Annotated in this window: 25 protein-coding genes; 15 read left to right on the top strand and 10 right to left on the bottom strand. The window is 72.6% G+C overall.

Going from position 1 to position 25,387, the window contains the following annotated elements; all coding sequences use genetic code 11:
* Window position 1: 1 nt before the first annotated feature.
* The 4 genes from radC (ACTIFU_RS03770) to ACTIFU_RS03755 all read right to left on the bottom strand — a co-directional run bounded on the left by radC (ACTIFU_RS03770) (window position 2) and on the right by ACTIFU_RS03755 (window position 3,483).
* A complete protein-coding gene (gene radC, locus ACTIFU_RS03770; RefSeq protein ID WP_439576956.1) occupies window positions 2-880 on the bottom strand; it encodes a RadC family protein in 879 nt (292 codons plus the stop codon).
* Window positions 881-956: 76 nt separating this feature from the next.
* Window positions 957-1,691, bottom strand: coding sequence for a RadC family protein (gene radC, locus ACTIFU_RS03765; RefSeq protein ID WP_439576955.1), 735 nt, complete (start codon window positions 1,689-1,691; stop codon window positions 957-959).
* 20 nt (window positions 1,692-1,711) lie between these two features.
* Complete coding sequence (gene map, locus ACTIFU_RS03760; RefSeq protein ID WP_439576954.1) at window positions 1,712-2,536, bottom strand: type I methionyl aminopeptidase; 825 nt, start codon at window positions 2,534-2,536, stop codon at window positions 1,712-1,714.
* A gap of 26 nt (window positions 2,537-2,562) precedes the next feature.
* On the bottom strand, window positions 2,563-3,483 hold the full coding sequence (locus tag ACTIFU_RS03755) for a methyltransferase domain-containing protein (RefSeq protein WP_439576953.1): 921 nt from the start codon (window positions 3,481-3,483) through the stop codon (window positions 2,563-2,565).
* A gap of 49 nt (window positions 3,484-3,532) precedes the next feature.
* Here ACTIFU_RS03755 and ACTIFU_RS03750 point away from each other — a divergent pair, with 49 nt between their 5' ends.
* From ACTIFU_RS03750 to ACTIFU_RS03725, 6 genes are all read left to right on the top strand, one after another.
* Entirely contained in the window at window positions 3,533-3,781 is a 249-nt protein-coding gene (locus tag ACTIFU_RS03750) for a hypothetical protein (protein ID WP_439576952.1), read from the top strand.
* Between the two features lie 97 nt (window positions 3,782-3,878).
* Window positions 3,879-4,466: a cysteine dioxygenase gene (locus tag ACTIFU_RS03745; protein WP_439576951.1), complete on the top strand. Its 588-nt coding sequence runs from the start codon at window positions 3,879-3,881 to the stop codon at window positions 4,464-4,466.
* 11 nt (window positions 4,467-4,477) lie between these two features.
* Window positions 4,478-6,049, top strand: a complete 1,572-nt coding sequence (locus ACTIFU_RS03740) for a rhodanese-like domain-containing protein (RefSeq protein WP_439576950.1) — start codon at window positions 4,478-4,480, stop codon at window positions 6,047-6,049.
* Window positions 6,033-6,803 (top strand): double zinc ribbon domain-containing protein, encoded by a 771-nt coding sequence (locus ACTIFU_RS03735; RefSeq protein WP_439576949.1) that lies wholly within the window; start codon window positions 6,033-6,035, stop codon window positions 6,801-6,803. The genes ACTIFU_RS03740 and ACTIFU_RS03735 overlap by 17 nt, the downstream gene beginning before the upstream one ends.
* Window positions 6,804-6,846: 43 nt before the next feature.
* A complete protein-coding gene (gene grxC, locus ACTIFU_RS03730) occupies window positions 6,847-7,128 on the top strand; it encodes a glutaredoxin 3 (RefSeq protein WP_439576948.1) in 282 nt (93 codons plus the stop codon).
* A gap of 97 nt (window positions 7,129-7,225) precedes the next feature.
* Window positions 7,226-7,687, top strand: a complete 462-nt coding sequence (locus ACTIFU_RS03725; RefSeq protein ID WP_439576947.1) for a DUF1178 family protein — start codon at window positions 7,226-7,228, stop codon at window positions 7,685-7,687.
* 11 nt (window positions 7,688-7,698) lie between these two features.
* Here the strand turns inward: ACTIFU_RS03725 and ACTIFU_RS03720 are convergent, their stop codons facing one another.
* The 3 genes from ACTIFU_RS03720 to ubiG all read right to left on the bottom strand — a co-directional run bounded on the left by ACTIFU_RS03720 (window position 7,699) and on the right by ubiG (window position 11,295).
* Window positions 7,699-9,927, bottom strand: coding sequence for an ATP-binding protein (locus tag ACTIFU_RS03720; protein ID WP_439576946.1), 2,229 nt, complete (start codon window positions 9,925-9,927; stop codon window positions 7,699-7,701).
* Between the two features lie 82 nt (window positions 9,928-10,009).
* The gene (locus tag ACTIFU_RS03715) at window positions 10,010-10,591 is read right to left on the bottom strand and encodes a GNAT family N-acetyltransferase (RefSeq protein WP_439576945.1); all 582 of its coding nucleotides are present in this window, start codon (window positions 10,589-10,591) and stop codon (window positions 10,010-10,012) included.
* Window positions 10,588-11,295: a bifunctional 2-polyprenyl-6-hydroxyphenol methylase/3-demethylubiquinol 3-O-methyltransferase UbiG gene (gene ubiG, locus ACTIFU_RS03710; RefSeq protein ID WP_439576944.1), complete on the bottom strand. Its 708-nt coding sequence runs from the start codon at window positions 11,293-11,295 to the stop codon at window positions 10,588-10,590. The genes ACTIFU_RS03715 and ubiG overlap by 4 nt, the downstream gene beginning before the upstream one ends.
* Before the next feature lie 81 nt (window positions 11,296-11,376).
* On the opposite strand from ubiG, the gene ACTIFU_RS03705 reads away from it, so the two are divergent.
* The 7 genes from ACTIFU_RS03705 (at window position 11,377) to ACTIFU_RS03675 (ending at window position 21,854) form a co-directional block, all read left to right on the top strand.
* Window positions 11,377-12,594 (top strand): aspartate kinase, encoded by a 1,218-nt coding sequence (locus ACTIFU_RS03705; RefSeq protein ID WP_439576943.1) that lies wholly within the window; start codon window positions 11,377-11,379, stop codon window positions 12,592-12,594.
* The gene (locus tag ACTIFU_RS03700) at window positions 12,591-13,640 is read left to right on the top strand and encodes an NAD(P)H-dependent flavin oxidoreductase (RefSeq protein ID WP_439576942.1); all 1,050 of its coding nucleotides are present in this window, start codon (window positions 12,591-12,593) and stop codon (window positions 13,638-13,640) included. The genes ACTIFU_RS03705 and ACTIFU_RS03700 overlap by 4 nt, the downstream gene beginning before the upstream one ends.
* Window positions 13,641-13,652: 12 nt before the next feature.
* Window positions 13,653-15,920, top strand: coding sequence for a phosphoenolpyruvate--protein phosphotransferase (ptsP, locus tag ACTIFU_RS03695; protein WP_439576941.1), 2,268 nt, complete (start codon window positions 13,653-13,655; stop codon window positions 15,918-15,920).
* 262 nt (window positions 15,921-16,182) lie between these two features.
* Window positions 16,183-17,073 carry a hypothetical protein gene (locus ACTIFU_RS03690; protein ID WP_439576940.1) on the top strand — a complete coding sequence of 297 codons (891 nt, stop codon included), beginning with the start codon at window positions 16,183-16,185 and terminating at the stop codon, window positions 17,071-17,073.
* A 4-nt stretch (window positions 17,074-17,077) separates the two neighbouring features.
* On the top strand, window positions 17,078-19,762 hold the full coding sequence (locus ACTIFU_RS03685; RefSeq protein ID WP_439576939.1) for a S8 family peptidase: 2,685 nt from the start codon (window positions 17,078-17,080) through the stop codon (window positions 19,760-19,762).
* Window positions 19,763-19,862: 100 nt separating this feature from the next.
* Complete coding sequence (locus tag ACTIFU_RS03680) at window positions 19,863-21,005, top strand: helix-turn-helix domain-containing protein (protein WP_439576938.1); 1,143 nt, start codon at window positions 19,863-19,865, stop codon at window positions 21,003-21,005.
* Between the two features lie 378 nt (window positions 21,006-21,383).
* A complete protein-coding gene (locus tag ACTIFU_RS03675; RefSeq protein WP_439576937.1) occupies window positions 21,384-21,854 on the top strand; it encodes a hypothetical protein in 471 nt (156 codons plus the stop codon).
* Window positions 21,855-22,040: 186 nt separating this feature from the next.
* On the opposite strand, the gene ACTIFU_RS03670 is transcribed toward ACTIFU_RS03675, so the two are convergent.
* The 3 genes from ACTIFU_RS03670 to ACTIFU_RS03660 are packed head-to-tail and all read right to left on the bottom strand — an operon-like array spanning window position 22,041 to window position 23,631.
* Complete coding sequence (locus tag ACTIFU_RS03670) at window positions 22,041-22,343, bottom strand: AzlD family protein (RefSeq protein ID WP_439576936.1); 303 nt, start codon at window positions 22,341-22,343, stop codon at window positions 22,041-22,043.
* Window positions 22,340-23,047, bottom strand: a complete 708-nt coding sequence (locus ACTIFU_RS03665) for an AzlC family ABC transporter permease (RefSeq protein ID WP_439576935.1) — start codon at window positions 23,045-23,047, stop codon at window positions 22,340-22,342. The genes ACTIFU_RS03670 and ACTIFU_RS03665 overlap by 4 nt, the downstream gene beginning before the upstream one ends.
* Entirely contained in the window at window positions 23,047-23,631 is a 585-nt protein-coding gene (locus tag ACTIFU_RS03660) for a regulatory protein RecX (protein ID WP_439576934.1), read from the bottom strand. Before ACTIFU_RS03660 ends, ACTIFU_RS03665 begins: the two co-directional genes overlap by 1 nt.
* 57 nt (window positions 23,632-23,688) lie before the next feature.
* Between ACTIFU_RS03660 and ACTIFU_RS03655 the strand changes: the two genes are divergently transcribed.
* A complete protein-coding gene (locus ACTIFU_RS03655) occupies window positions 23,689-24,483 on the top strand; it encodes a PRC-barrel domain-containing protein (protein ID WP_439576933.1) in 795 nt (264 codons plus the stop codon).
* 309 nt (window positions 24,484-24,792) lie between these two features.
* Window positions 24,793-25,305 (top strand): PRC-barrel domain-containing protein, encoded by a 513-nt coding sequence (locus ACTIFU_RS03650; protein WP_439576932.1) that lies wholly within the window; start codon window positions 24,793-24,795, stop codon window positions 25,303-25,305.
* The last annotated feature ends 82 nt before the right edge of the window (window positions 25,306-25,387 follow it).

Below are 25,387 nucleotides of genomic sequence, written 5' to 3'. Positions count from 1 at the left end.
ATCAGAGCAGTCCTTCCTGGCGGAAGGACAGGAAACGGCCGTTGCCGACGATCAGGTGGTCGTGCAGCGTGATCGACAGGACCGCCGCCGCCTGCCCGATCTCGCGCGTCATCTCGATATCGGCGCGGCTCGGCGTCGGATCGCCAGAAGGGTGATTGTGGACCAGGATCAGCGCGGTCGCGTGCAGTTCCAGCGCGCGCTTGACCACCTCGCGCGGATAGACGGGCGTGTGGTTCACCGTGCCGCGCGCCTGCGCCTCGTCGGCGATGAGGCGGTTCTTGGGGTCGAGGAACAGCACGCGGAACTGCTCGATCTTCTCGCGCGCCATCACCGCGTGCAGGTAGTCGATCAGGCGGTCCCAGTTGTTCAGCACCGGCCGGTCGATCACCTCGGCCTTGGCCATGCGGATCGCGGCGGCCTGGACGAGCTTGATCGCGGCGACGCTGTGGGGCCCGAGGCCGCGCGTGTCGAGCAGCGTCTGCTGGGGTGCTGCGAGCACGCCCGCGAAGCTGCCGAAGCGGTTGATCAGCGCCTTCGCCAGCGGCTTGGTGTCGCCCTTGGGCATCGCGAAGTAGAGCAGCATTTCGAGCAGTTCGTAGTCCGCAAGTGCGTCCGGCCCGCGCACGAGCAGCTTGTCACGCATCCGCGCGCGGTGGCCGTACGGACCGGTGGTGGGGAACGGTGCCTCGACGGGGAGGCGGCGGGGTGCGCGTTCGGCCGGCGGCAGGGGGGAGGCGCGGGCGGCCGGAACCTCGATCTGCGCCGATGCGCCGGCATCGGCGAAGCCGCGCGCGTGACGCAGCGGCGCGCCCTCGGGCCAGGCCCGATCGGCCTTGTCGCGCTTGAAGAACCGTCGCAGCAGCCGCACGTCCAGCTCCATCCGTCCTCCGCGGAGAAGGTAGTGCAACCGCCGTCAGAATACTACTATAGGTAATCCTTCTGCGCCGTTCTTCGCGCTAAAGCAGCCCCTGCTGGCGGAACGACAGCCAGCGCCCGTTGCCGACGATGACGTGGTCGTGCAGCGCGATGCCCAGTGCGGCGGCGGCCTTCTGCACCTCGCGCGTCATGTCGATGTCGGCGCGCGACGGGGTCGGGTCGCCCGAGGGGTGGTTGTGCACGAGGATGAGCGCGCTGGCCTGAAGATCGAGCGCCCGCTTCACCACCTCGCGTGGATAGACCGGGGCGTGGTTCACCGTGCCGCGCGTCTGGGTCTCGTCCGCCTTCAGCCGGTTCTTGTTGTCCAGGTAGAGCACCCGGAAGTGCTCGACGGGCTCGCGCGCCAGCGCCGCATGCAGATAGGCCATCAGCTTGTCCCAGGCGTTGAGCAACGGCCGGTCGGCGACCTCCGCGGCGGCGAGCTTCAGGGCCGCGGCATGCGCGACCTTCAGCGTCGCGATCACCGCCTCGCCCACCCCCGGCACTTTCGCCAGCTCCTCCTTGGGTGCGGCGAGCACGCCGGCGAAGCTGCCGAAGCGCGCGATCAGCGCCTTGGCGAGCGGCTTGGTGTCCAGGCGCGGGATCGCGAACAGCAGGAGTTCGAGCAGCTCGTAGTCGGCGACCGCGTCCGCGCCGCCGGCGAGGAAGCGGGCGCGCAGCCGCTCGCGATGGCCGAGATGGCCGGGGGCGGGCTCGGCCTCGGGGGTGAGCGCGAACAGCCCGCCCGCATCCGCCATGCCCCGCCGCTTCGGCATCGGCGTCCCGGCGCGCCCCGTCAGGCGTAGGGCGGCTTGTGCAGCCCCGCCGGGGACAGGGTGAAGATCTCGCACCCGGTCGCCGTCACGCCGACCGTATGCTCGAACTGCGCCGAGAGCGAGCGGTCGCGCGTCACCGCCGTCCAGCCGTCATCAAGGATCTTCACCTCGGGCCGGCCGGCATTCACCATCGGCTCGACCGTGAACAGCATGCCCTCGCGCAGCGTCACCCCCTCGCCCGGGCGGCCGAAATGCAGCACGTTGGGCGGCTCGTGGAAGGCGCGGCCGAGCCCGTGGCCGCAGAACTCGCGCACCACGCTGAAGCGCTGGCGCTCGACGAAGGACTGGATGGCGTGGCCGAGATCGCCGAGCGTCGCGCCGGGACGGATCACGTCGATGCCCCGCATCATCGCCTCATGCGTGACATCCATCAGCCGCTGCGCCTTCACCGAAGGCCTGCCGGCGGCGTACATGCGCGAGGAGTCGCCGTGCCAGCCGTCCAGCACCACGGTGACGTCGATGTTGAGGATGTCGCCCTCCTCGAGCCGGCGCGGCGAGGGGATGCCGTGGCAGACGACGTGGTTCACCGAGGTGCAGATCGATTTCGGGAAGCCGCGATAGCCGAGCGGGGCGGGCACCGCGCCGTGATCGAGGATGAAGTCGTGGCAGAGTCGGTCGAGCGCCTCGGTGGTGACCCCCGGCTTCACGTGCTCGGTGATCATGTCGAGCGTGGCGGCCGCGAGCTGGCCGGCGCGGCGCATGAACGCGAAGTCCTCGGGGCTGTAGAGGATGATCCGGCGCGCATCGCCCGGCTCGATCCCCTGCACGCGTTCCAGCTGGTTCATGGTGGGCCGCCTGTCCATGTTTGCCCCTAGCGCGCAGGCTTCGGCGGCGCAAGTCGCGAGGGCGCCAGCTCGCCCGCGCCCTGCTCGTCGGCACCCAGCGCCGCGGCGAGCCGCGCGGCCCCGCTGCCGGGCGCGAGCGGCCTGGGCTGGCTCGCTGCCGGCGCCCAGCCCGTCAGCGTGATCAGCTCGAGCGGCAGCGCGATCCGTCCCTCGCTGTCGCGCGGCAGGCGGCGCGCGGCCTCGGCGATCAGCGCGCGGGTGGCTGGCCGGCGGCTGCGTGCGGCCAGCGCATTCGTCTCGCCGAGCGCGCGCAGTTCGGCAAACAGCGCGAAGGGGTCGGGGTAGGTCACGGTCAGCGTCTCGGCATCCGCGACCGGCAGCGCGAAGCCCGCGCGCTGGAGCAGGGACGCGGCGTCGCGCAGGTCGGGCAGCGGGATCACGCGCGGGCTCGCCCCGCCCGAGGTCGCGGCCTCGGCGGCGAGGAAGGCGGCGCGCAGCGGCGCGAGTGTGGCCGGGCCGGGCAGGATGGCGAGGAACAGCCCGTCCGGCCGCAGCGCCTGGCGGAGCTGGATCATGGCGCCGGGCAGGTCGTTCACCCAGTGCAGGGACAGGGCGGAGACGATCAGGTCGAACGCGCCGGGCGCGAAGGGCAGCCACTCCTCGTCGGCCGCGACCGCGAGCCCGCCCGCGCGTGCCGCCATCCGGGGCGAGAGATCGGCCGAGACCACGACCGGGATGCCGCGGGCGTGGAGCGCGCGCGCGAGCAGCCCGTGCCGGCCGCCGAGATCGAGCGCGCGGGTGAAGCGGCGGGTGGTGTCGTCCAGTCGGTCGAGCATACGGTCGGCGACGGCGGCCAGCAGCGGCTCGGCCCGATCGACCAGTGCGGCAGCCCGATCGCGGCTCAGGCGATGGGCGCGCCGATCGAAGGGCTGGGGAATCGCCGCCATGCCCGAGATGTGAGGCGCCGCACAGCCCCTGTCACCCCCGCAAGCGATCATGACGTTCGGCAAACGGGAGCGCGGTTCCGGCCGCGACAGCACGATGGCGACACGCGACACGCCATGGATCGAGGCCCTTCTGTCGGGCTCACGGGAGTCCTCCGCCTCGCATGCGGAGAGCTGGACACGCCCGCGCCGCCCGCCAGACCTCTCCCGGGCGGCGTATCGCGCCGGCGTGCTGGCCGTGCTCGTCGTCGCGACGCTTCTGCCCGTCGCGGCGCTACTGGCGGAGCGGGCGATTCCGTAGGCGGTGGGGCGGGGCACAGGTTCCCCGCCCCGAGCTTGCGCGTCCGAGGTTCTTGGTCCAAGCCTCTCGGCATACTGCGCCAGCAGGAGGACCCGCCATGAACGAACAGACCGTCACCGCCGCCCGTACCGCGGCCGTCGCCGCCGCGGTCGAGCGCATCCGCGCGATCGAGGCGCGCGAGGGCGTCACCCGCGCCGCCCTCGACGCGATCATGGTCGAGCTCCAGACGCTCGCCGCCCAGGAGCACCTCTTCCCCTCCGCCGAGTTCCAGCCGCCGCCCGCCGGCGAGAAGGGCTCGCGCCGCTACCTGTTGCAGGAGGATCCGGGCGGCCGCTTCGCGCTCTACCTCAATGCGCTGAACCCGGGCAACGAAACGAAGCCGCACGATCACACCACCTGGGCGGTCGTGGTCGCGGTGGACGGCGAGGAGCTGAACAAGGTCTATGCGAAGCGCGACGGCGGGCTCGACCTCGTGCGCGAGGTGGTGGTGAAGCCCGGCACCGGCATCGCGCTGATGCCCGAGGACATCCACTCCATCCACACCCAGGGCGACCGGCCGACGCGGCATCTGCACATGTACGGGCTGGCGCTGGAGAAGCTCGACAACCGCATGGCCTACGACCCGGCGACCGGCGAGGCCGTGCCGTACAACCGCACCTTCATGGCGCCGACCGCGAATCGCTGATCGTGGCGCAGATGGTGAGGGAGATCGCGCCGGACGCGCTGAAGGCGATGATCCACGACGGCGCGGAGCTCGCGATCGTCGATGCGCGCGAGGAGGGCGAGTTCGGCACCGGCCACCTGTTCTGGGCCGCGCCGCTGCCGCGCTCGCGCCTGCCTCTGTTCGCGCGCGCGCTGCTGCCGAACGCCGCCGCGCGCATCGTCGTCACCGATGACGGGCGCGGGCTCGCCGAGCAGGCGGCTGCCGAGCTCGAAACGATGGGCTACGGCAACGTCGCCGTGCTGGCCGGCGGCACGCCGGCGTGGCGTGACGCGGGCTACGTGCTGTTCACCGGCGTCAACGTGCCCTCGAAGGCGTTCGGCGAGTGGGTCGAGCACCATTACGGCACGCCCTCGGTCGATGCCGCGGAGCTGAAGGCGCTGATCGATGCCGGCACCGACATGGTGGTGCTGGATAGCCGCCCGCTCGACGAGTTCCGCCGCATGAGCATCCCGACCGGGATCAACGTGCCGGGCGGCGAGCTCGCATACCGGATCGGGGCGCTCGCCCCGAACCCAGAGACGCTGGTGGTGGTGAACTGCGCAGGGCGCACGCGCTCGATCCTAGGCGCGGAAAGCCTGCGCTCGGCCGGCGTGCCGAACCGCGTCGTCGCGCTGCGCAACGGCACCATGGGCTGGGAGCTCGCCGGCTTCACCTGCGCCCGCGGCGAGTCCGCGCGCTATCCCGAGGGCACGCCGGATGCCGAGACGGCCTTCGCCCGCGCCGAGGCGCTGCGCGTGAAGCACCACGTCGGGCTGATCGACCGCGCCACCCTCGATGCCTGGCGCCGCGACCCTGCCCGCACGCTCTACGTCTTCGACGTTCGCGATCCGGCGGAGTATGCCGCCGGACATCTCGCCTTCGCGCGCTCCGCGCCCGGCGGGCAGCTCGTGCAGGCGACGGACGGCTGGATCGCCGTGCGCAACGCCCGAATCGTGCTGGTGGACGATCACGGCGTGCGCGCGCGCATGGCCGCGCAGTGGCTGGCGCAGATGGGCCATCGCGACATCCACGTGCTGGAGGGGGCGGCCGAGGACTTCACCGCCACCGGCCCCTGGGTGCCCCCGGGCGAGGTGCCCGAGGCCGAGACGATCCCGCTGCGCGAGGCGCACGCCGCCTGGCAGGCCGGGCAGCTCCGGGTGGTCGATCTCGCCCGCTCGGTCGATTTCCGCGAGGGCCACATCCCCGGCGCGCTCTGGGGCGTGCGCACGCGGCTCGCGGCCCTGGCGGACCGGCTGCCGGAGACGGGGATCGTCGCGGTGACCTCGCCGGACGCGAACCGGCTCGCCCGGCTGGCGGTCGAGGAGGTGGCGGACCTCACCCCCGCCCGGGTCGGCGTGCTCGAGCGCGGCACCGCCGGCTGGGCTGCCGGCGGGTTGCCGCTGGAGGCGGACCGCACCGACCCGCCCGACGCGGCCTGCCTCGACGTCTACCTCCGTCCCTATGACCGGAACTCGGGGGTGGAGGAGGCGATGCAGGCCTATCTGTCCTGGGAGATCGAGCTCGTGCGCGAGATCGAGCGCGACGGGGATGCCGCGTTCGGCTGACACCTGGCTCGGAAGGTTCGGCGGCGCGGTCGCGCGCGGCGCGATCGACGTGCTGCTGCCGCCGCGCTGCCTCGCCTGCGAGACCCCGGTCGAGCGCCAGGGCCTGCTGTGCGCCGAGTGCTTCCCGCGCTACCGCTTCATCACCGCGCCGATGTGCGCGCGCTGCGGCGTGCCCTTCGCCCATTCCGGCGAGGCGGGGCCGGACGGGCTCTGCGCCGCCTGCCTCGCCCACCCGCCGGAGTTCGGCCGGGCGCGCGCGGTCTGGCGCTACGACGCCGCCAGCCGCGACGTCATCCTGCCGCTCAAGCACGCCGACCGCACCGAGCTCGCCCCCGCGCTCGGACGCCTGATGGCGACCGCCGGGCGGGAACTGCTCGACGGCGCCGACCTGCTGGTGCCGGTGCCGCTGCACTACCGGCGCCTGGTGGCGCGGCGCTACAACCAGGCCGCGCTGCTGGCGCGCACGGTCGGCCGGATCGCCGGCGTGCCGGTGGTGCCCGACCTGCTGCGCCGGGTGCGCGCCACGCCGAGCCTCGGCGAGCTCGGCGCCGCCGAACGCGTGGCCGTGCTCGCCGGCACGATCGCGGTCGCCTCGCGCCACCGCGCCCGTCTCGCCGGCCAGCGGGTGGTGCTGATCGACGATGTGCTGACCAGCGGGGCGACTGCCAACGAATGTGCCGGCGTGCTGCTGAAGGCGGGCGCGGCCGCGGTCGACGTCCTGGCGGTCGCCCGCGTGCCCCTGCCCCGCGCGTGACGCGGGATTGACCCGGCAGCGTCGCGATCCGATGTGACACGCCATGCCCGAGATCGAGATCTACACCAGCTTCTGGTGTCCCTACTGCGCCGCGGCCAAGCGCCTGCTCGACAGGAAGGGCGTGGCGTACCGCGAGATCGAGGCGCCCTCGGGCAGCCCCGCCCGCGCCGAGGCGACGGAACGCTCGGGCGGGCGGACCAGCGTGCCGCAGGTCTTCGTCGATGGCACACCGCTCGGCGGCTATGACGACCTCGCCCGGATCGACCGCGCGGGCGAACTCGACCGCATCCTGGGCATCACTGGAACAGCGGCAGCGGCCGGCTGAGCGCTCGCCCTCTCTTCACGGTCCCTTGGCAGTCTCTTGTACTGATTGCCGCCCTCCCCAGCATCGCAAGGCGAGGTTTCATGCTAGGCAAGGAGCCATGATCCACTACGCGCTCCGCTGCGACTCGGCGCACGAATTCGACGGCTGGTTCAAGGACAGCGCCGCATTCGAGCGGATGGCCAAGCGCGGCCTCGTCGAGTGCCCCGAATGCGGCTCGGCCAAGGTAGCGCGGGCGCTGATGGCACCGGCGGTGACCTCGTCGCGCGCACCGGCCGCGCCTGCTCCGCCCCCGACCCAGCCTGCGCCGGCCGAGGGCAAGGCGATCGCGGGCCAGATGCCGGCGGCGGCGCTGGCGATCCTCCAGCGCATGCGCGCCGAGATCGAGAAGCACTGTGACTATGTCGGGCCCCGATTCGCCGACGAGGCGCGCAAGATCCATGCCGGCGAGAGCGACGCCCGCGGCATCTACGGCGAGGCCACGACAGAGGACGCCGAGGCGCTCCGCGACGAGGGCATCGGCTTCAGCACCATTCCCTGGGTGCCGCGCGCCGACGGGTGATCCACCCCGCGTCAGCCCGCCGGCGCCCCGTCGGTCGCTGCCTCCGCCCGCGCCCGCCGCTGCGCCTTGAGCAGCCCCGCGATCGCCGCGGCTAGGTCGGCCCGCGCGATCGGCTTCGGCAGGAACGCGATCGCCTCCGCATCCGCAAGCTCCTCCGGCAGCTGGCTGCCGGCGAAGCCGCTGATCAGCAGCGTCGGCAGCATCCGCCCGCCGCGCCGTGCCCAGGCGGCGAGCTCGTAGCCGTTCATGTCACCTGGCATCACCACGTCGGTGACCAGCAGTCCGGGCATCTCGGCGGCGAGCCTGGCGCGCGCCTCGGCCGCATCGCCGGCCTCGCTCACGGTCGCGCCGAGGCTCTTCAGCGTCTCCGCCATGACGTGCCGCACGGTCGGATCGTCGTCGACCAGCAGGACATGGACCGTGATCTGCTCCGGCGGGTGCTCGGCGCGCTGGACGGGGGCGGACACCGTGTCCTTCGTCACCGGCAGCACCACCGAGACGCGCGTGCCGCGCCCGGGCTGGCTCTCGATCAGCGCGGTGCCTCCGGATTGCTGGGCGAAGCCGTAGACCATCGCCAGCCCCAGCCCCGTGCCGCGACCGAGCGCCTTGGTGGTGAAGAACGGCTCGAATGCCCGCGCGGCGATCGCCGGTGGCATGCCGCGGCCATTGTCCTCGACATCGATCACCGCATACGTGCCCGGGGCGAGCCCGTCCTCTCCGCCCTCCGGCCCGACCACGCGCAGCCGCGTGCGCACGACGATGCGCCCGTCGCGCTCGATCACCTCATGGGCATTCGAGACCAGGTTGATCAGGCAGGCGTCCAGGTGCGAGGGATCGACGCGCACCGGCAGCGGGATCGGCGCGAGGTCGAACACGAGCTGGTTCGCCTCGCCCGCGGCCTTGGCAAGCAGGGTGCGGGACCCTGCGATCTGGCGCGAGACGTCGCAGGCCACCGGGAACAGCATCTGCTTGCGCGCGAACGACAGCAGGTCGGCGGTCAGCCGCGCGCCGCGCTCGATGGTGATGATCATCACGTCGGTCGTTTCGCGTACCGCCGGGTCGCCCGGGAAACGGGCCTGGAGGTTCTCGGTGCACCCCATCAGGATCGCGAGCAGGTTGTTGAAGTCGTGCGCGACGCCGCCCGTGAGCAGCCCGACCGCCTCCAGCTTCTGCGCCTGGTGCAGCTGATCCTCGGCCTTGCGGCGTGCTTCGTCCGCGTCGATCACGCATTCGACCAGCGCCGCGTGCTGCCCGGCGGCACGGCGCAGCGCCCAGGCGAGCGCGCCGATCGCGGCGGAGGCGGCGATCAGGGCGAGTGCGAAGGCGATCGTCACGCGGTCATGCGCGGTGGCGAGGCCGGACCTGCCGCCGCCCACGATCAGCGCGACCGGCCAGTCCTTCAGAATCGTCCAGGCGAACAGCCGGTGCACCCCGTCGACCGGAGAGGCGTCCTCGAAGCTCCCCTCGGTGTCGCCGGCGAGGATCGCGCGCATCTGGGCGGTTGCCGGATCGAGGCGCACCGGGTGCTCGAGCCCGGGCCGTCGCGAGAGCAGCCAACCGTCGCGCGCCACCCAGGAGACGGTGAAGTCGCTGAACGGGGCAAGCTCGCCATAGGCGAGCTGGAGGTAGTCCGCACCGGTATCCACCACCACCGCGCCCACCAGCCGGCCCGCCTCGATCCGCGGCACCACCAGACCGAAGGCGAGCGTCTCGCCGATCGGCCCGCGGCGGGGTCGCGTCAGCGCGATCCCGGCCGGCCCGGCCGCCGCCAGCGCGCCGAGATCCGGCAGCGCGATCCGGGCGTCCTCGGGTGCCGGGAAGGCGTGCGAGTGGAGAATCACCCGGCCCTCCAGGTCGGTGACCGCGATCGCGGTGATGTGGGTGTGCCGCGCGGCCACCTCCGAGAGGCGGGCGTGCATCCGCACATCCAGCGGCAGCGCCTCGGCTGGACGATCGGCGGCGGCGATCGCCACCTGGCGGGCGATTTCGCTGTTGACCTGGAACACGGTGGTGCTGTGCTGCGCCGCCATCGCCAGCACCTCGCCGAGCCGCTCGCGGCCTTCGGAGACGGCGATCGCGCGCAGCCAGGAGGCGCCGCCGGCCGCGGTGAGCACCGGCGCGGCCACGAGTCCGGCGAGCAGCAGGCCGATCCAGCGGTTCAGCTTGCGGGCGGAGGCGGACATGTCCGCCAGCACGGCCTGGGTCGAGGCCGTGTTGGCGGACCGCGGCATGGCGGTCATGGGGAGTCCTTCGGGCAGGGATCGGTCGGGCGCGGCGCGAGGGGTGCGAAGGACGCACGTCTCCTCTCGTCAGACTATATTCCTACACACTGCCGCCCGCCCTGTCGACCGGAAACGTGCCCTGCGCGCAGTCCGAGGCGGCGAACGCCGCGAGGTCGGGCCAGATCACCGCCGTCTCGACCAGGGTCACCGAACCGATCGTGAAGCTCTGGGTGGGGCCGGGCACGGCGCCGAGCGCGCGATAGAACGCGATCGCCCGGGCATTGACCGCGAGCACCCAGAGCCCGAGCGAGGTGAAACCCTCGGCGGCCAGGAACCGCGCCGCCTCAGCCATCAGCGCCCGCCCGAGCCCCTGTCCGCGGGCGCGCGCGAGGATGTAGAGCGCGTGGATCTCGGCCTCGGCCTCGGGCCCGTCGGGCCGCCGCGCCCTGCAGGCCACGAATCCGGCGGGCACGCCCTCCCCGTCCAGCCCGAGCCAGATGCCGCGTCCGGCCGGCGCGCCCTGGACGCGCGGCCGCCACATCGCCACGCGCTCCTCAAGCGGCATGCCCGTGGCCGCGGGCTCGGGGATCAGCCCGCCATAGGTCTCGCGCCAGGCCCGAACGTGGATCGCCGCCAGCGTCTCCAGGTCGCCTGCGGCGGCGGGCCGGGTCCGTGCCGTCACGCCCGCCGGGCCGCCACCAGGTAGTTCACCGAGAGGTCGCCGCTCTCGCGCCATGTCCCGGTCAGCGGAGCCATGGTCATCCCGGCGCTGTCGGTGACCGCGAAGCCGGCGCGGCGGAGCGCACGGGCAAGCTCGGCCGGGGTGACGAAGGCACGCCAGTCATGCGTGCCCACGGGCAGGAGGCGCAGCAGATACTCCGCTCCCACCTTGGCGAGCAGGAACGACCGGGCGGTGCGGTTCAGGGTGGAGAGGAACACCAGCCCGCCCGGACGCGTCAGCGTCGCGAGTGCTGCGAGGAACGCGTCGCGATCGGCGACGTGCTCGATCACCTCGAGCGCGACCACGACGTCGAACAGGGCGCCCTCCTCGGCGAGTTCCTCCGGCGCGGCGATCCGGTAGTCGATCGCGAGCCCGCCCTGCTCGGCATGGCGCCGCGCCGCCGCGATCGCCTCGGACGCGGCGTCGATCCCGGTGACCGCCGCGCCGCGCCGGGCGAACGCCTCGGCGGCCAGCCCGGCGCCGCAGCCGACATCCAGCAGGCGCAGCCCCCGCCAGGCAAGCCCCGCCGCCTCGACCCGGCGCGCGATCCAGCCCGTGCGCAGCGGGTTCATCCGATGCAGCGGCCGCATCGGCCCCTCGGGGTCCCACCAGTGTTCGGCCAGGGCCCCGAACTTCGCCGCCTCCGCCGCCGACACGGTGCTCATGCGTCCCATCCCGGTTGCCGCCCCGATCCCCGGCCGTTATGTGTCGCCCGAACCCCCGCGCGCAACGCACCCGGACCCGGCATGGCCCGACTCGTGATGAAGTTCGGCGGCACCTCCGTCGCCGATCTCGACCGCATCCGCACCGTCGCGACCCGCGTCAAGCGCGAGGTCGAGGCTGGCCACGCGGTCGCGGTGGTGGTCTCGGCCATGGCCGGGGTGACCAACCAGCTCGTGAAGTGGTGCCAGGAGCTCTCGCCCCTGCACGATGCGCGCGAGTACGACACCGTGGTCGCGACCGGCGAGCAGGTGACCACCGGGCTGCTCGCGATCGCGTTGCAGACCATCGGCGTGGAGGCGCGCTCCTGGCAGGGCTGGCAGATTCCGATCCGCACCGACGGCGCGCACGGCACGGCGCGCGTGGATGCGATCGAGAGCGCGGAGCTGCTCAAGCGGATGGCGATCGGCCAGGTGCCGGTCGTGGCCGGGTTCCAGGGGATCGGGCCGGACAACCGCGTCACCACGCTGGGGCGCGGCGGCTCGGACCTCTCGGCGGTGGCGCTCGCCGCCGCCCTGAGGGCCGATCGCTGCGACATCTTCACCGACGTCGACGGGGTCTACACGACCGACCCGCGGATCGTGCCGCGCGCGCGCAAGCTCGACCGGATCAGCTATGAGGAGATGCTCGAGCTCGCCTCGGTGGGGGCCAAGGTGCTCCAGACCCGCTCGGTCGAGCTCGCGATGAAGCAAGGGGTGCGCGTGCAGGTGCTATCCTCGTTCGAGGACAGGCCCGGCACGCTGGTGGTGGACGAGGATGAGATCGTGGAGAAGGAACTGGTCAGCGGGGTCGCCTATTCGCGCGACGAGGCCAAGGTGACGCTCCGCCGCGTGCCGGACCGGCCGGGCGTGGCGGCCGCCGTGTTCGGCGGGCTCGCCGCCGCGAACGTGAACGTGGACATGATCGTGCAGAACGTCTCGGCCGACGGCACGACCGACATGACCTTCACCGTCGGCCGGGCGGACCTCGCCCGCGCCCAGGCGGTGCTGGAGCAGGCGCGCGAAAAGGTCGGCTTCGCGGAGCTGATCGCCGATCCGGGGGTGGCGAAGATCTCGGTCGTGGGCGTGGGGATGCGCACCCATGCCGGTGTCGCGAACATCATGTTCAAGGCGCTGGCCGAGCGCGGCATCAACATCGAGGTGATCAGCACCTCGGAGATCAAGATCTCGGTGCTGATCCGCGAGGATTCGACCGAGCTCGCCGTCCGCGCGCTGCACACCGCCTACGGGCTGGACGCGGCATGACGCGCGCCGAGGCCGAGGCGCGGCTCGCGGCCCTGTGGAAGCGGGGGGCCGACTTCCTCGGCACGCGCGTGGCGATCATGGGCGGCGCGATGAGCTGGGTAAGCGAGCGCCACTTGGTCGCGGCGATCTCGAATGCCGGCGGGTTCGGCGTGATCGCCTGCGGCTCCATGTCGCCGGCCCTGCTCGACGCCGAGATCGGCGGCACCCAGGCGCTCACCGGCAAGCCGTTCGGGGTGAACCTGATCACCATGCACCCCGAGCTCGACGCACTGATCGAGGTCTGCCTCGACCACAAGGTCGGCCACATCGTGCTCGCGGGCGGCATCCCGCCCGGCCCGGCGATCCGGCGCATCAAGGACAGCGGCGCCAAGCTCGTCTGCTTCACACCTGCTCTGTCTCTGGGAAAGAAGCTCGTCCGGTCGGGCGCCGATGCGCTGGTGATCGAGGGCGCCGAGGCCGGCGGGCATATCGGCCCCGTCAGCCTCACCGTGCTGGCGCAGGAGATCCTGCCGCATCTGCGCGACGTGCCGGTCTTCGTCGCCGGCGGGCTCGGGCGCGGCGAGGCGATCCTCGCCTATCTCGAAATGGGCGCCTCGGGCTGCCAGATCGGCACGCGCTTCGTGTGCGCGACCGAATCCATCGCCCATCCGCAGTTCAAGCGGGCCTTCATCCGTGCGGCCGCGCGCGAGGCCGTGCCGACCGTGCAGCTCGATCCCGCCTTCCCGGTCATCCCCGTGCGCGCGCTGGTGAACGAGGGCACCAGGCGCTTCATGGACCACCAGGCCGAGGTGATCCGCCGCTTCAAGTCCGGCGAACTGGCGAAAGACGCGGCGCAGCTCGATATCGAGCATTTCTGGGCCGGAGCGCTGCGCCGCGCGGTCATCGACGGCGACGTCGAGAACGGCTCGCTGATGGCAGGGCAGAGCGTGGGCATGGTGACGCGCGAGCAGCCCACCGCCGAGATCATCGCCGAACTCGTCGAGCAGGCGGTCGCCGCGCTGATGGCGCGCGGAGACCCGCCGGCGCTGTCCCAGGCGGCCGAGTGAGCCGCGGGACAGGTGTCGGCACCCCCCCGAGAGACTGCCACCACCCCCCGACGACTGCTCGCGCGCCTGCGCCGGCTGATGGCGCGCGCGACCGAGCTTCCGCCGCGCCTCGACGGGCTCGTCCGCCTCGTCGCTGCCGAGTTCGTCGCCGAGGTCTGCTCGGTCTATGTGATGCGCCCGGGCGAGATCCTCGAACTCGCCGCCACCGAGGGCCTGCGCCCCGAGGCGGTGCACCGCACGCGGCTCCGCGTCAGCGAGGGGATCGTCGGCACGGCGGCGGCCGAGGCGCGTCCGCTCAACCTGCCGGACGCGCAGAACCACCCGGCCTTCGCCTACCGCCCCGAGACGGGCGAGGAGCCGTACGCCTCGATGCTCGCCGTGCCGGTGCTGCGCGGGGCCGAGGTGCTCGGCGTGATCGCGGTGCAGAACCGTGCGCCACGCCGCTACGCCGAGGACGAGGTCGAGGTGCTCGAGACGGTGGCGATGCTGCTCGCGGAGATGCTGCATGGCGCCCGGCCCGCCACCGAGGAGGCGGTGCTCACTCTGCCCGGCTCGATGGCGCGGCACTTCGAGGGGATCGGCCTCACCCCCGGGATCACGATGGGTCCGGTGCTCCGGCACGGACGGCGCGCCGCCCCGCGCGTGGTGCTCGCCGAGAGCCCGGAGGCGGAGCTCCGCCGGCTGCGCGAGGCGACCGATGCGATGCAGCGCGCGGTCGATGCGCTGCTGGAAGGCCCGGCGCGCGCCGCAGGGCAGGAGCCGCGCGAGGTGCTGGAGGCGTACCGGCTGATCGCCGCCGACCAGGGCTGGCTCGGGCGGATCGAGGCGGTGGTGCGCGACGGGCTGACGGCCGAGGCGGCGGTCGAGCGCGTGCTCGCGGAACTCCGCACACGAATGCGCCAGATCAGCGATCCCTATCTGCGTGAGCGGCTCGCCGATATCGAGGATCTTGCCGGGCGGCTGATCGGCCATCTGGGCGGCGCCGGGCCCGACGAGGAGATGCCCCAGGGGTTCATCCTGATCGCACGGCGCGTCGGCCCCGCCGAGCTGCTCGACTACCACGCGCGCGGGCTGGCCGGCCTGGTGCTGGAGGAAGGCAGCCCCACCGCGCACGCGACCATCATCGCCCGCGCACTCGCCGTGCCGCTGCTGGCCGGCTGCCGCGGTGCGACCGAGTCGGCCGTCGCCGGCGAGCCGGCCGTGCTGGATGCCGATGAGGGCCGGCTGGTGCTCCGCCCCGACGCCGAGATCGTCGCCGGCTACACCGCCACGCTGGCCGCGCGCGCGGCACGCCGCGCCGCCGAGGCCGGGCTCCGCGAGGTCGACCCGCGCACACGGGACGGCGTACGGCTGACGGTGATGATCAACGCAGGGCTGCTGATGGACCTGCCGCATCTCGCCGACACGGGTGCGGACGGGATCGGATTGTTCCGCACCGAGATCGCCTGGCTTGCCCGCGGCGGCCTGCCCACACTCGAGACCGAGGAGGCGCTCTATCGCGACGTGCTGGCCGCCGCCGGCGGCAAGCCGGTGGTGTTCCGCACCATCGATCTCGGCGGCGACAAGCTGCTGCCCAGGTTCGCGCATGAGCAGGAGGAGAACCCCGCGCTCGGCTGGCGCAGCCTGCGCATCGGGCTCGATCGCCCGGCGATGCTGCGCCGGCAGCTGCGCGCGATGCTCGGCGCGGCAGCGGGCGGGACCCTGTCGGTGATGTTCCCGATGGTGACGACGGTGGAGGAGCTGCGCGCGGCCAAGGCGCTGCTCGCGGCCGAACGGCGCGCGGCCGAACGGCGCGGTGCGGCGCCGGTCGCGGTGCGCGCCGGCGCGATGCTGGAGGTGCCGGCGCTGATCTGGCAGCTGCCCGCGCTGCTCGACGAGGCGGCGTTCCTCTCGATCGGCTCGAACGACCTCACCCAGTTCCTGTTCGCCGCCGATCGCGGCAACCCGCGGGTCGCCGGACGCTATGATTTCCTGTCCGCCCCGATGCTGGACGTGCTGGAGCAGGTCGGCACCGCAGGTGCGGCCGCCGGCGTGCCGGTCGGACTTTGCGGCGAGGCGGCGGCGCGTCCGCTCGAGGCGCTCGCCGTGTTCGGGGTCGGGATCGAGCAGGTCTCGATCCCGGCGGCTTCGGTGCCTGCCGTGAAGGCGATGGTGCGCAGCCTCGATCTCGCCGCGTTCCGCACCTTCCTCGCGGGGCTGCGGCGCTCGGCGCGCGGTGGGACAAGCCTGCGGCCGGACATCGCGGCCTACGCGCGCGACCACGGAATCGCGCTCGACTAGGATCAGGCCCGCGCACCATGCGCGCGTCGGCGGTGTGATCGCGCGCACATCCCGCGGCCGGTTTTTCGTTTTGGCCGCGATCGCGTCTCTGCTAGGCTCGACCTCATCGCAGCGTGGGATCAGCGCACGCAAGCACGATCCTGCGAGCACCGGCGATGTGCCCATCGGCGCGTCCAGGCAACGGACCGAGAGCGGTACGAGCTGCCCCGAACGGCGCGGCATGTGCGCAGGCTGAACCAGGCGCCCCTGAGAGGAGACCTCCATGGCAGCAGCGAAGAGAGCCGACGCGACCCCGGCAACGCATTACCATACAGTAATGAAATCCCTGGGGCTGGCGCGGCTCGACGCGTTCCGTCGCGCCGACCTCACGCCCGAGCTCCGCAGGAAGGCCGGCGTCACCGCCGAGGACGAGCACCGGCTGACCGCCGGCGCGGAGCTGAGCCGCCTCGGCCTTCCGACCGACATCGCCCAGGCGCTCGCGCTCAGCGGCGCGATCGGCAGCGCCTCCGAGCTTGCCGCGCTGAGCGTCGGCGAGATCGAGCGCGTGCTCGCCGAGGCGCCGGTCAAGCGCCTGCTGCCCGCCGGATTCTCGCTCGACCGCGCGGCGCTCGAGGACATGCTCAGGCGTGTGACGCCGCTGACCGCGGACGAGAGCGCGCCCGGCCGAAGCGCGCTCGCCGAGGCTGACGCCCCTGCACTCGCGCGCGACGAGGATCTGCCGCTCGCCGCCGAGGAGCTCACGCTCGACGCGGACCGGATCACCGCGATGCTCGCCGCGCTCAAGGAGCGTTGGAGCAAGGCCGAGATGGCGATCGAGACGCTGGCGCGCGCGACCGCCGCGCCGGTCGAGGGCGCGGTGCTGCGCGCGACGCTCGCCGAGCTGCAGGGCGGGATCGCCGGCGCGCTCGACGACGCGCTTGCGCCCGTGTCCGGCGAGTTCCGCGCTGTCGACGAGGCCATCGAGGCGGCGGCCGCCGACGAGGCGCTCGATCCGGCAGTGGAGGTGGCGCGGCTGCAGGGCGAACTGCGGCGCATCGAACTCACCATCGACGGGCTCCGCGCGGTCGCCGCGAGCGGGTCCGAGGCGACGAGCCCGGCCACCGCCAGCGAGGCCGGCGCGAGCGAACGCGAAACGTCTCCGAGGGGGGAGTAGTCCGATGAGCGAGGACATCAAGACGCCTGCCGGTGGCTCCGTTCCGGGCCGCCTGGTGATCACGCTCGCGCCCAGGGCCGCCGAGGCCACGCGCGAGCGCATCGCCGCGAGCCGCACCGAACGCCTGCCCGCGGTGCTGAAGGACTCCGGCATCGAGACGCTCGATGCCGTACTGAAGAAGTTCGGCGCCCTTTCGGTCCGCTCCACGACCGGCCGACGCCGGTTCGAACGCCTGGTGCGCGTGCGCATGGACCGCCGCCTGATCGCGGAGTTCCCCGAGAAGACCGACCTGCGCGCGGTCGCGGCGGCGCTGATGGCGCTGCCCGAGATCGAACGGGTCGAGGAGGACCCTGAGCTCGCGACCGACCAGGACACCCCGGACGACCCGGACTATACGAACGGGACGCAGTGGCATCTGCCGCAGGTGAACATCGAGGGCGCCTGGACGCGCTCGAAGGGCAGCGGCGTGATCATCGGCGTCTACGACTCGAACGGCGTGCGCACCGGCCACCCCGACCTCTCCGGCAACTACGTCGCCACACCCTGCGACGGCGACGGCGATGCGGTCAGCGGCGAGCACGGCACGCAGGTGGTGGGCGTGTGCGCGGCCGTCACCGACAATGGAACCGGCGTGGCGGGTGCCGGCTGGAACGCGCGCTTCATGGGCATCAAGGCCGGCGGCGGCACGACCAGCGCGGCCGCGATCGAGTGCATGGTGGACGAGGGTGCCGATGTGATCGTCACCAGCTCACCCGCCAAGGTGGATAACGAGCCCTCCGCGCTCGGCGACGCGGTCGATTACGCCTTCGAGGCCGGCGTGCCGATCATCGCCTCCTCGGGCAACGCCAATAACCCGACCCAGTCGATCCCCTACGACCAGTGGCCGGCGAAGAATTCACGCACGCTCGCGGTCGGCAACACCGAGGCCGATGACACGCGTCGCACGACCTCGAACTACGGGCCGTGGCTCGACGTGATGGCGCCGGGCGTGTCGATCCGCACGACCTCGGGTGCCTCGGGCTACGCCTCGCCCACCGGCACCTCGTTCTCCACGCCGCTGGTCGGCGGCGTGGCGGCGCTGCTGCTCGCGCGCAACCGCACCATCGGGCCGCGGCAGCTCTACGAGCTCCTGCGCGAGACCACGATCCTGCCGGCCGGCACCGACACCTCCGACAACCGCTACGGCAACGGCCGGATCGACGCGAACAAGGCGATGAACGCGACGATCGGGCTGTGGAAGGCGGTGCGCTACGGCTCGGTGCCGGCGATCGGCGCCTCGGTCGCGATCAGCAGCACCGGCTGGTGGATCGTCGGCTACAGCAAGAGCGTGTTCGTCGGCTACCGCAATTCGTTCTGGTCCAAGCGCGTCACCTACGACAGCGTCGCCAATGCCCGCCCGGCGGTGGCGATCAACGACAGCGGCGACTGGATCGCCTGCTACAGCCGCTCCACCTTCGTCGGGCAGGGTGTCGGCACGGCGAAGAAGATGGTGACCTATCCGCGCCGCACCACACCCGGGGCAGTGGCGATCAACGCGGGCGGCGACTGGATCTGCGTCTACAGCCTGTCCTGCTTCGTCGGCCACAAGACCGCCTCGTCGAAGAAGATGGTCACCTACAACGCGGTGCCCGCAGTCGCCGGCGACGTCGCGATCAACGATCGGGGCGACTGGATCTGCTGCTACAGCAAGTCCACTTTCGTCGGGTTCAAAACCTCGTCCTCGACCAAGATGGTGACCTACAACGCGGTGGCGCTGGCCGCCTCCTCGGTCGACATCAACGCCGAGGGCGACTGGATCGTGAACTACAGCAGGTCCACCTTCGTCGGGTTCCGCCGCGAGTCGGCGAGCAAGATGGTGACCTATGACCGACGCACCACGCCGGGCTCGGTCGCCATCAACGACCGCGGCGACTGGATCGCCTGCTACAGCAAGTCCACCTTCGTCGGCTTCAAGCGCTCCTCGTCGAGCAAGATGGTGACCTACAACGAGGTCGCGCCGGCGCGGTCCGCGGTCGCGATCAATGCGTCGGGCGACTGGATCGTGAACTACAGCAAGTCCACCTTCGTCGGCTACCGCACCTCGTCGAGCAGCAAGATGGTGACGTATCCGCGGCGCAACGTCGCCGGCGACGTCGCGATCAACGCCGAGGGCCAGTGGGTCGCAACTTACAGCGTCAGCACCTTCGTCGGCGAGAAGCGGTCCTGGGCGAGCAAGCGGATCACCTACAACGCCGTCCCGCTCACGGCCGCCGCGGTCGGCATCAACGATCAGGGCGACTGGATCGCGAGCTACAGCCGCACGACCTTCCTCGGCACCATGCTGCTGAGCAGCGTGCAGGCGGTGCGCCACGCGCCCGACGACATCTCCAAGCGCGACATCGAGAACGGCGCGTCCTTCCCCTCCTCGGCGCTGCCGGGCGGGCCCGGCGCGGGCGGCATCAACAACGCCGGCGACTGGGTGGTGTGCTATGGCCGCTCGGCCTCGGTCGGCACGCGGGCGCTCTACACGAACACGCGCCGGTCCGACTGCCCGGGCGGGCGGCGGGCAGCCCCCCGCCGCCCGCTCCGCGCGGGGGCCGGTGCGTCGGGGTCGGCGCGCCTGGAGTCGCGCCATTCCGGCAGGGCTGCACCGCACAAAGCGTGCCTGGAACGTCACGCAGTTTCCGGGAAATCAACCATTGACGGTTAACGCTGGCGTGCGCCCCCTCACTCGCGATAGACAATAGCGTGCACTGGTGTCGGGTCGGGGGCCCCGCTGCCAGGGCTGACGCGCACCGAGGATCAGGCTGGTGCATCACGACGGACACACGACTCTGATCGAGAATCCGACGACGCTGACCATGGCCGCGCCCTCGGCGGTCGGCGGGCTGCTTCGCGCCACGCGGATGCGCCACGGCCTCTCGCTGAACGACGTCTCGGCCGCGCTCAGGATCCGGCGGGACTATCTCGACGCGATCGAGCACGGACGGGCCGACGCGCTGCCCGCCCCCGCCTATGCCATCGGCTTTGTCCGCAGCTATGCCGCCGCTCTCGGCCTCGACGCGGAGGAGGTCTCGCGGCGCTACCGGGCCGAGACGGGGCTCGCCGCCAAGCGCAAGCCGGAGCTGACCTTCCCCGCTCCGGTGCCCGAGCGGGGTGTGCCTGCCGGTGCGCTGGTGGTCGTTGGCGTGATGCTGGCCGCAGCCCTCTATGGCGGCTGGTACTACCTGACCGACACCGGCCAGCGCCTCGCCGACGTGGTGCCTGCCCTGCCCGAGCGGCTGGCCCGGATCGAGACGACGCTGACGTCGCCGCCCGCGGTTCCGGTCCCGCCAGGTGCGCCTGCGGCGCCGGCGATGACTGCGCGCGATGCGCCGCCTGCCGCCCCGCTCCCGGCCTCCCCTGTCCCGGTCGACCCGACTGAGAACCCGCGGGCCGTCGAGCCGCCGCTGGCCGCGCTGCCGCCGGCCCCGGCCGTCACGCTGCCGCCGACCGGCGCCTGGCCCACGGGTCCTGCGGTGACGCCGCAGAGCCTACTGCCGGCGCGCCGGCCGGATCCCTCTGCCGCCAACGCCACGCCGGTGGCCGGCGCGCCGACCGAGGCCGCACCCCCCGCTACCCCCGCCGAGCCGCCGCCGGGCGAACCCGCGAGCTACGGCGCCACCGGATCGGAGGCCGGTCGCGTACTGCTGCGCGCCCGCGCCGATACCTGGATCCAGGTGCGCGAGCGCGGCTCCGGCTCGGTGCTGTTCAACCGCGTGCTGCGCCCGGGCGAGACCTACCGGGTACCGGAGCGCGCTGGCCTGATGATGACCACGGGCAATGCCGGCGGGCTCGAGGTGATGGTGGCGGGAGACGCCTTGCCCTCGCTCGGCGGTCAGGGCGTGGTGCGGCGCGATCTGCCGCTTGATCCGGCGGCGCTGCGCCAGGCGGTGGCCGCGCTGCCGCGGTGACGCGCCTGTCCTGAACACCCCCCGATCCGCGAGAGCCGCCGGCGGCTGCGGCGCCTCGGCCGAGGCGGCGGGCGGGCCATGCCGAAGCAGATTGGCCGCGCCGGGTCGCCCCGCCACGACCTGATCCCCGTTCCCGGGGGATGCGCGAAGGGGGCCTTGCGGCCCCCTTCGCCCCCGTCGTCCCGGGATCGCCCGGTCAGGCGGCCTCCATCTCTGTGAGGAAGCGCTCGCCTCGGCGCGGAGCGTCTCTGCGTCGCGGCTGAGTTCGGCCGCCGCACCCTGCACCTGCGCCGCCCCGGAGCCGGAGGCCGCATCCTGATAGGCGCGCACCGCCGTCTCTGCCTGCTGCAGCGGGGCCCATGCCGCGGCGCCCGCCGATTGGCGGAGTTCACCCAGCGTCCGCTGGATCCGGTCGGTGCGCCCAGCGATCTCTTGCTCGGCCGCGGCGACCTGCTCCGGCGTCGGGTTCGCGGCGAGCACGCGCTCGGCAACCTCGCGCTCGCGCAGCCATTCGGACGTCAGCGCGGCGGCGGTCGCGGCCTTCTCGGCCTGTTGGACCCGCTCGATGTTGAGGGCAAGACGGCCGAGGCTGATCGTGCCGGTGATGGCGACGGCAGCCGTGGCCGTCACCAGCAGTCCGACGAGCACGAGGACCTTGTACACGACACGGACGTGCTGGAACGACAACGCCGCTTTCCTCTTGACGCTTGGAGGGCCGAAGGCCCGGTCGGCGGGAGCACGCCCGGGTGGTGTGAACCCGGTCCTGCCTATCTCACAGCTTCATCGCTGGACGATAAAATCATGAACCCCAGAAACGGTAGACAACGAGGGCGACCAAGGTCTGGCTGAGGAACGACATCGAGCTCCGTAATACGGACTGCATTCTGCAACATAGGAATTCTGGAATGCCTAGGATGCTCCCGTGATAGGACTTCAGCGCTCCTGCGGGACCGCGGCCTGCGGCGCGATCATTGCTGCATTACCAAGGCCAAACCAGTGTAGGGACGCAGCCGGATCGCGCGTCCGCTCGCAGCGCTACGCGAGCGTGCGCGCCAGCCAGAACACCGCCACCCCTGCCAACAGCGACGCCGGCGTCGAGCCGGTGGCGCGCATGACGATCAGCGTCGCCGCGGCGCCGACGAACCCGGGCCAGCCCTCGCGCACCACCGCCGGCGCGGCGAAGGCGACGAACAGCGTGCCCGGCACGTGGCCGAGGAAGGCCCGCAGGAACGGGCCCGGCTGCACTCGCCGGAGCACCACGTAGCCCGATGCCCGGCAGGCAAAGGTCGCGAGCGCCATGCCCAGGATGGCGGCGAGCGTGACCGGATCGAGGGTCACGGCCGCCCTGCCCCGCCGGCCGTGTCGCGCAGCGCACCAGCAAGACTGCCTGCCACCGCGCCCGCCACCACGGCGAGCGCCGGGTTCGGCAGCAGCGGGCCGACGCCGAGCGAGACCGCAGCCGCGACCGCCCAGGGGGCGGCGTCGCCACGGCCGCGCCAGATCGGCACGAGCAGGGCGATGAAGCAGGCCGGCGCGGCGAAGAACAGCGGGTGCCCGCGCGGCAGCGCGACGGCGGTGCCGAGCGCATGGCCGACCACCGTCGTCACCAGCCACGCGCTCCAGAGCGTCGCCACCGAGCCGAGATAGAACAGCGCGTCGTGCCGGCCCGCTCGCATCTCGGCGAGCGCGAGCGCCCAGCCGTGATCGACGATCGTGCCGACCATCGCCCATTTCCGCGGACCCTTGAGTGCGTCGATCCATGGAGCGAGCGAGGGTCCCATCAGCGCGAAACGGACGTTCACCGCCAACGCCGCGAGCGTGGCGGAGGTGACCGGCGCCGGATCGGTCCAGAGCTCGAGCACCAGGATCTGCGAGGAGCCGGCAAAGACGACCGCGCTCATCAGCGCCTGTTCCAGCGCCGACAGTCCCTGCGCCTGGGCCAGCACGCCCACGACCAGGCCGAACGGAACCAGCCCGACCGTCAGGGGGACCGTCGCGCGGACGCCGCGGCGGAACCCCTCGCCGGTCGCGACGACGCGCATCAGCGGCGGAACGCGGCGATGCGGGCCTCGGCCTCGTCGGGGTCCATCGCCAGGGCCGCCTCGGCGATCGCGCGCGAGAACCCGGCGCGGGCCAGCGCGGCGAGCGCTTTCAGGCGCGCCTCCGGCGGCGGGTCGGGCGGGCCGTAGGGGCCGATGCGCCGCTTGCGGGCGGCGATCAGCGCCGTGGCGAGTTGCGCGTCGCGATCGGGAAAGGCGGCGTCGATCGCCTCTCCGGCGACATCGCCCGCGCCCTTGCCAGCGAGATGCGCCGCGATCGCCGGTGCCGACCGTCCCGCGCGCGCAAGCCGGCGCGCGCGGGCCTGCGCGAACGCCGCGTCGTCCACCGCGCCGACGGCCACGAGCCGATCCACCACCGCCTCGGCGGCCGCACGCGCCGTCGTGATCGCCGTCGCGCGGTCCTCCGCGGCGAGGTCGGCGTCGCGTGCCCAGCGCGCGATCCGGTTGGTCAGCACCCGCAGCAGCCCGGCGCGCGTGGCCGAAAAGCGAGCGAGATGCGCGAGTGCCGCCTCGCGAAGCACGGCTTCGGTCGGATACTGGTGCGGTGTACGCGGACGGCGCGACATCGTGGCGCAAGCATGACAGGACCGCCAGCGGGGCGGAACCTGTCGGCGCCGGCCGGGTTGTCCTTCCAGATCGTTTGCGGTCTCAACCGATTTCCGCTTTCGATCGAGACAACCCCCGACCTCACAGGGCGAGAAAAAGGGACTCCGATCATGCGCTTCAACACCACTCTGAAGGCGATGCTGGTTGCCGGCGTGATTGCCACCCCGGTGATCGCGCAGCAGGCGACACCGGGCGTGACGCCGTCGTCGCCCACCACCGGCCAGGCGATGCCGAGTCAGGCCGCACCGGGTGTGACGCCGTCGTCACCCACCACCGGCCAGGCGATGCCGAGTCAGGCCGCGCCGGGCGTGACGCCGTCGTCTCCCACCACCGGCCAGGCGGTGCCGGGCCGGACTTCACCGGGCGTAACGCCGTCGTCACCCACCACCGGCCAGGCGATGCCGAGCCAGGCGGTGCCGGGCCGGACTGCACCGGGACAGACCACACCGAGCCAGGCGATCCCGAGCCAGGCAATGCCGGCACCGTCGTCGACCGGCATGGTGACGGCCACGCCACGTGTGGCCTCCGCCGCAGCGATCGCAGCCGGGCAGCGCGCCTCCAAACTGATCGGCGCGACGGTGCGCAACGAGCAGGAGGAGAGCATCGGCACGGTCGATGACCTGATCATCACCCGCGACGACCGCGTCCCTGTCGCGGTTCTGTCGGTCGGCGGCTTCCTTGGCATGGGCGCCAGGCTTGTCGCCGTGCCGTTCGAGCGTCTGACGATCGACAAGGAGGGCAAGGTGATGTTGTCAGGGGCCACGCGTGACAGCCTGCGCGCGCTGGCAGCGTTCGAGTACCCGGCCTCGTGATCCGCCACGTCTGACGCGATACCTGGGCCGGCCTCCATCCGCTGAGGCCGGCCGCAGGCATGGCCCGCCAAGCCTGCGCCATGCCGACCTCCCCGGCGGCCGACCTCCCTGCGTTCGCCACCACCTCCGGAACCGCATTCGCCCGCCGTCGTCGCGGCGGCGCGACGGCACGGTGCGACTGCTCGCGAGCACGGCAGTCGCGCGAGGAGCACGAAACCGGATGCTCCTGGCGCCGTTCACTGGTCAGATCGTGGGCAGGCGCATCAACGTCCGCCCGACGGTCCAGACGACCCACGGAAGGAGTGGACCATGCGACTGAACGACACCCTCAAGGCCATGCTGCTGGCCGGCGTGATCGCCACGCCCGCGCTCGCGCAGCAGGCGACGCCCGACCCCGCGGCGCCGACGATCCCTGGCCCGGCGGCGACCGGCCAGACGGTTCCCGAGCGCATCGCACCCGCAACCCCGTCGCAGGCGATGCCGACCACGCCGGCGATGCCGTCCCAGGCGATGCCTGCCGAGCCGCGCGAGGTCGATCCGGCCGCGATCGCCGCCTCGGGCATGCGCGCCTCCAAGGTGGTCGGCGCGACCGTGCGCAACAGCGAGCGCGAGAGCATCGGCTCGATCGACGACCTGATCATCAGCCGCGACGAGCGCGTGCCGGTCGCGGTGCTCTCGGTCGGCGGCTTCCTCGGCATCGGCGCCAGGCTGGTGGCCGTGCCGTTCGAGCGCCTCACCATCGACAGCGAGGGCAACATCACGCTGCCGAACGCAACCCGTGACAGCCTGCGCGCGCTGCCGGAGTTCAAGTATCCGGCCTGATCCGCGACGTTACGCATGAACGGGCGGCCGGTCCTGCGGGGCCGGCCGCTCCGTCGCGGTTCACCCGCTGTCCGCCGCGCTC

This window comes from Elioraea sp. (assembly GCF_051860475.1).
GTDB lineage: Bacteria > Pseudomonadota > Alphaproteobacteria > Acetobacterales > Acetobacteraceae > Elioraea.
Note: the sequence above shows the minus strand (reverse complement) of the source record. Positions and strands in the feature narration are given on the sequence as shown.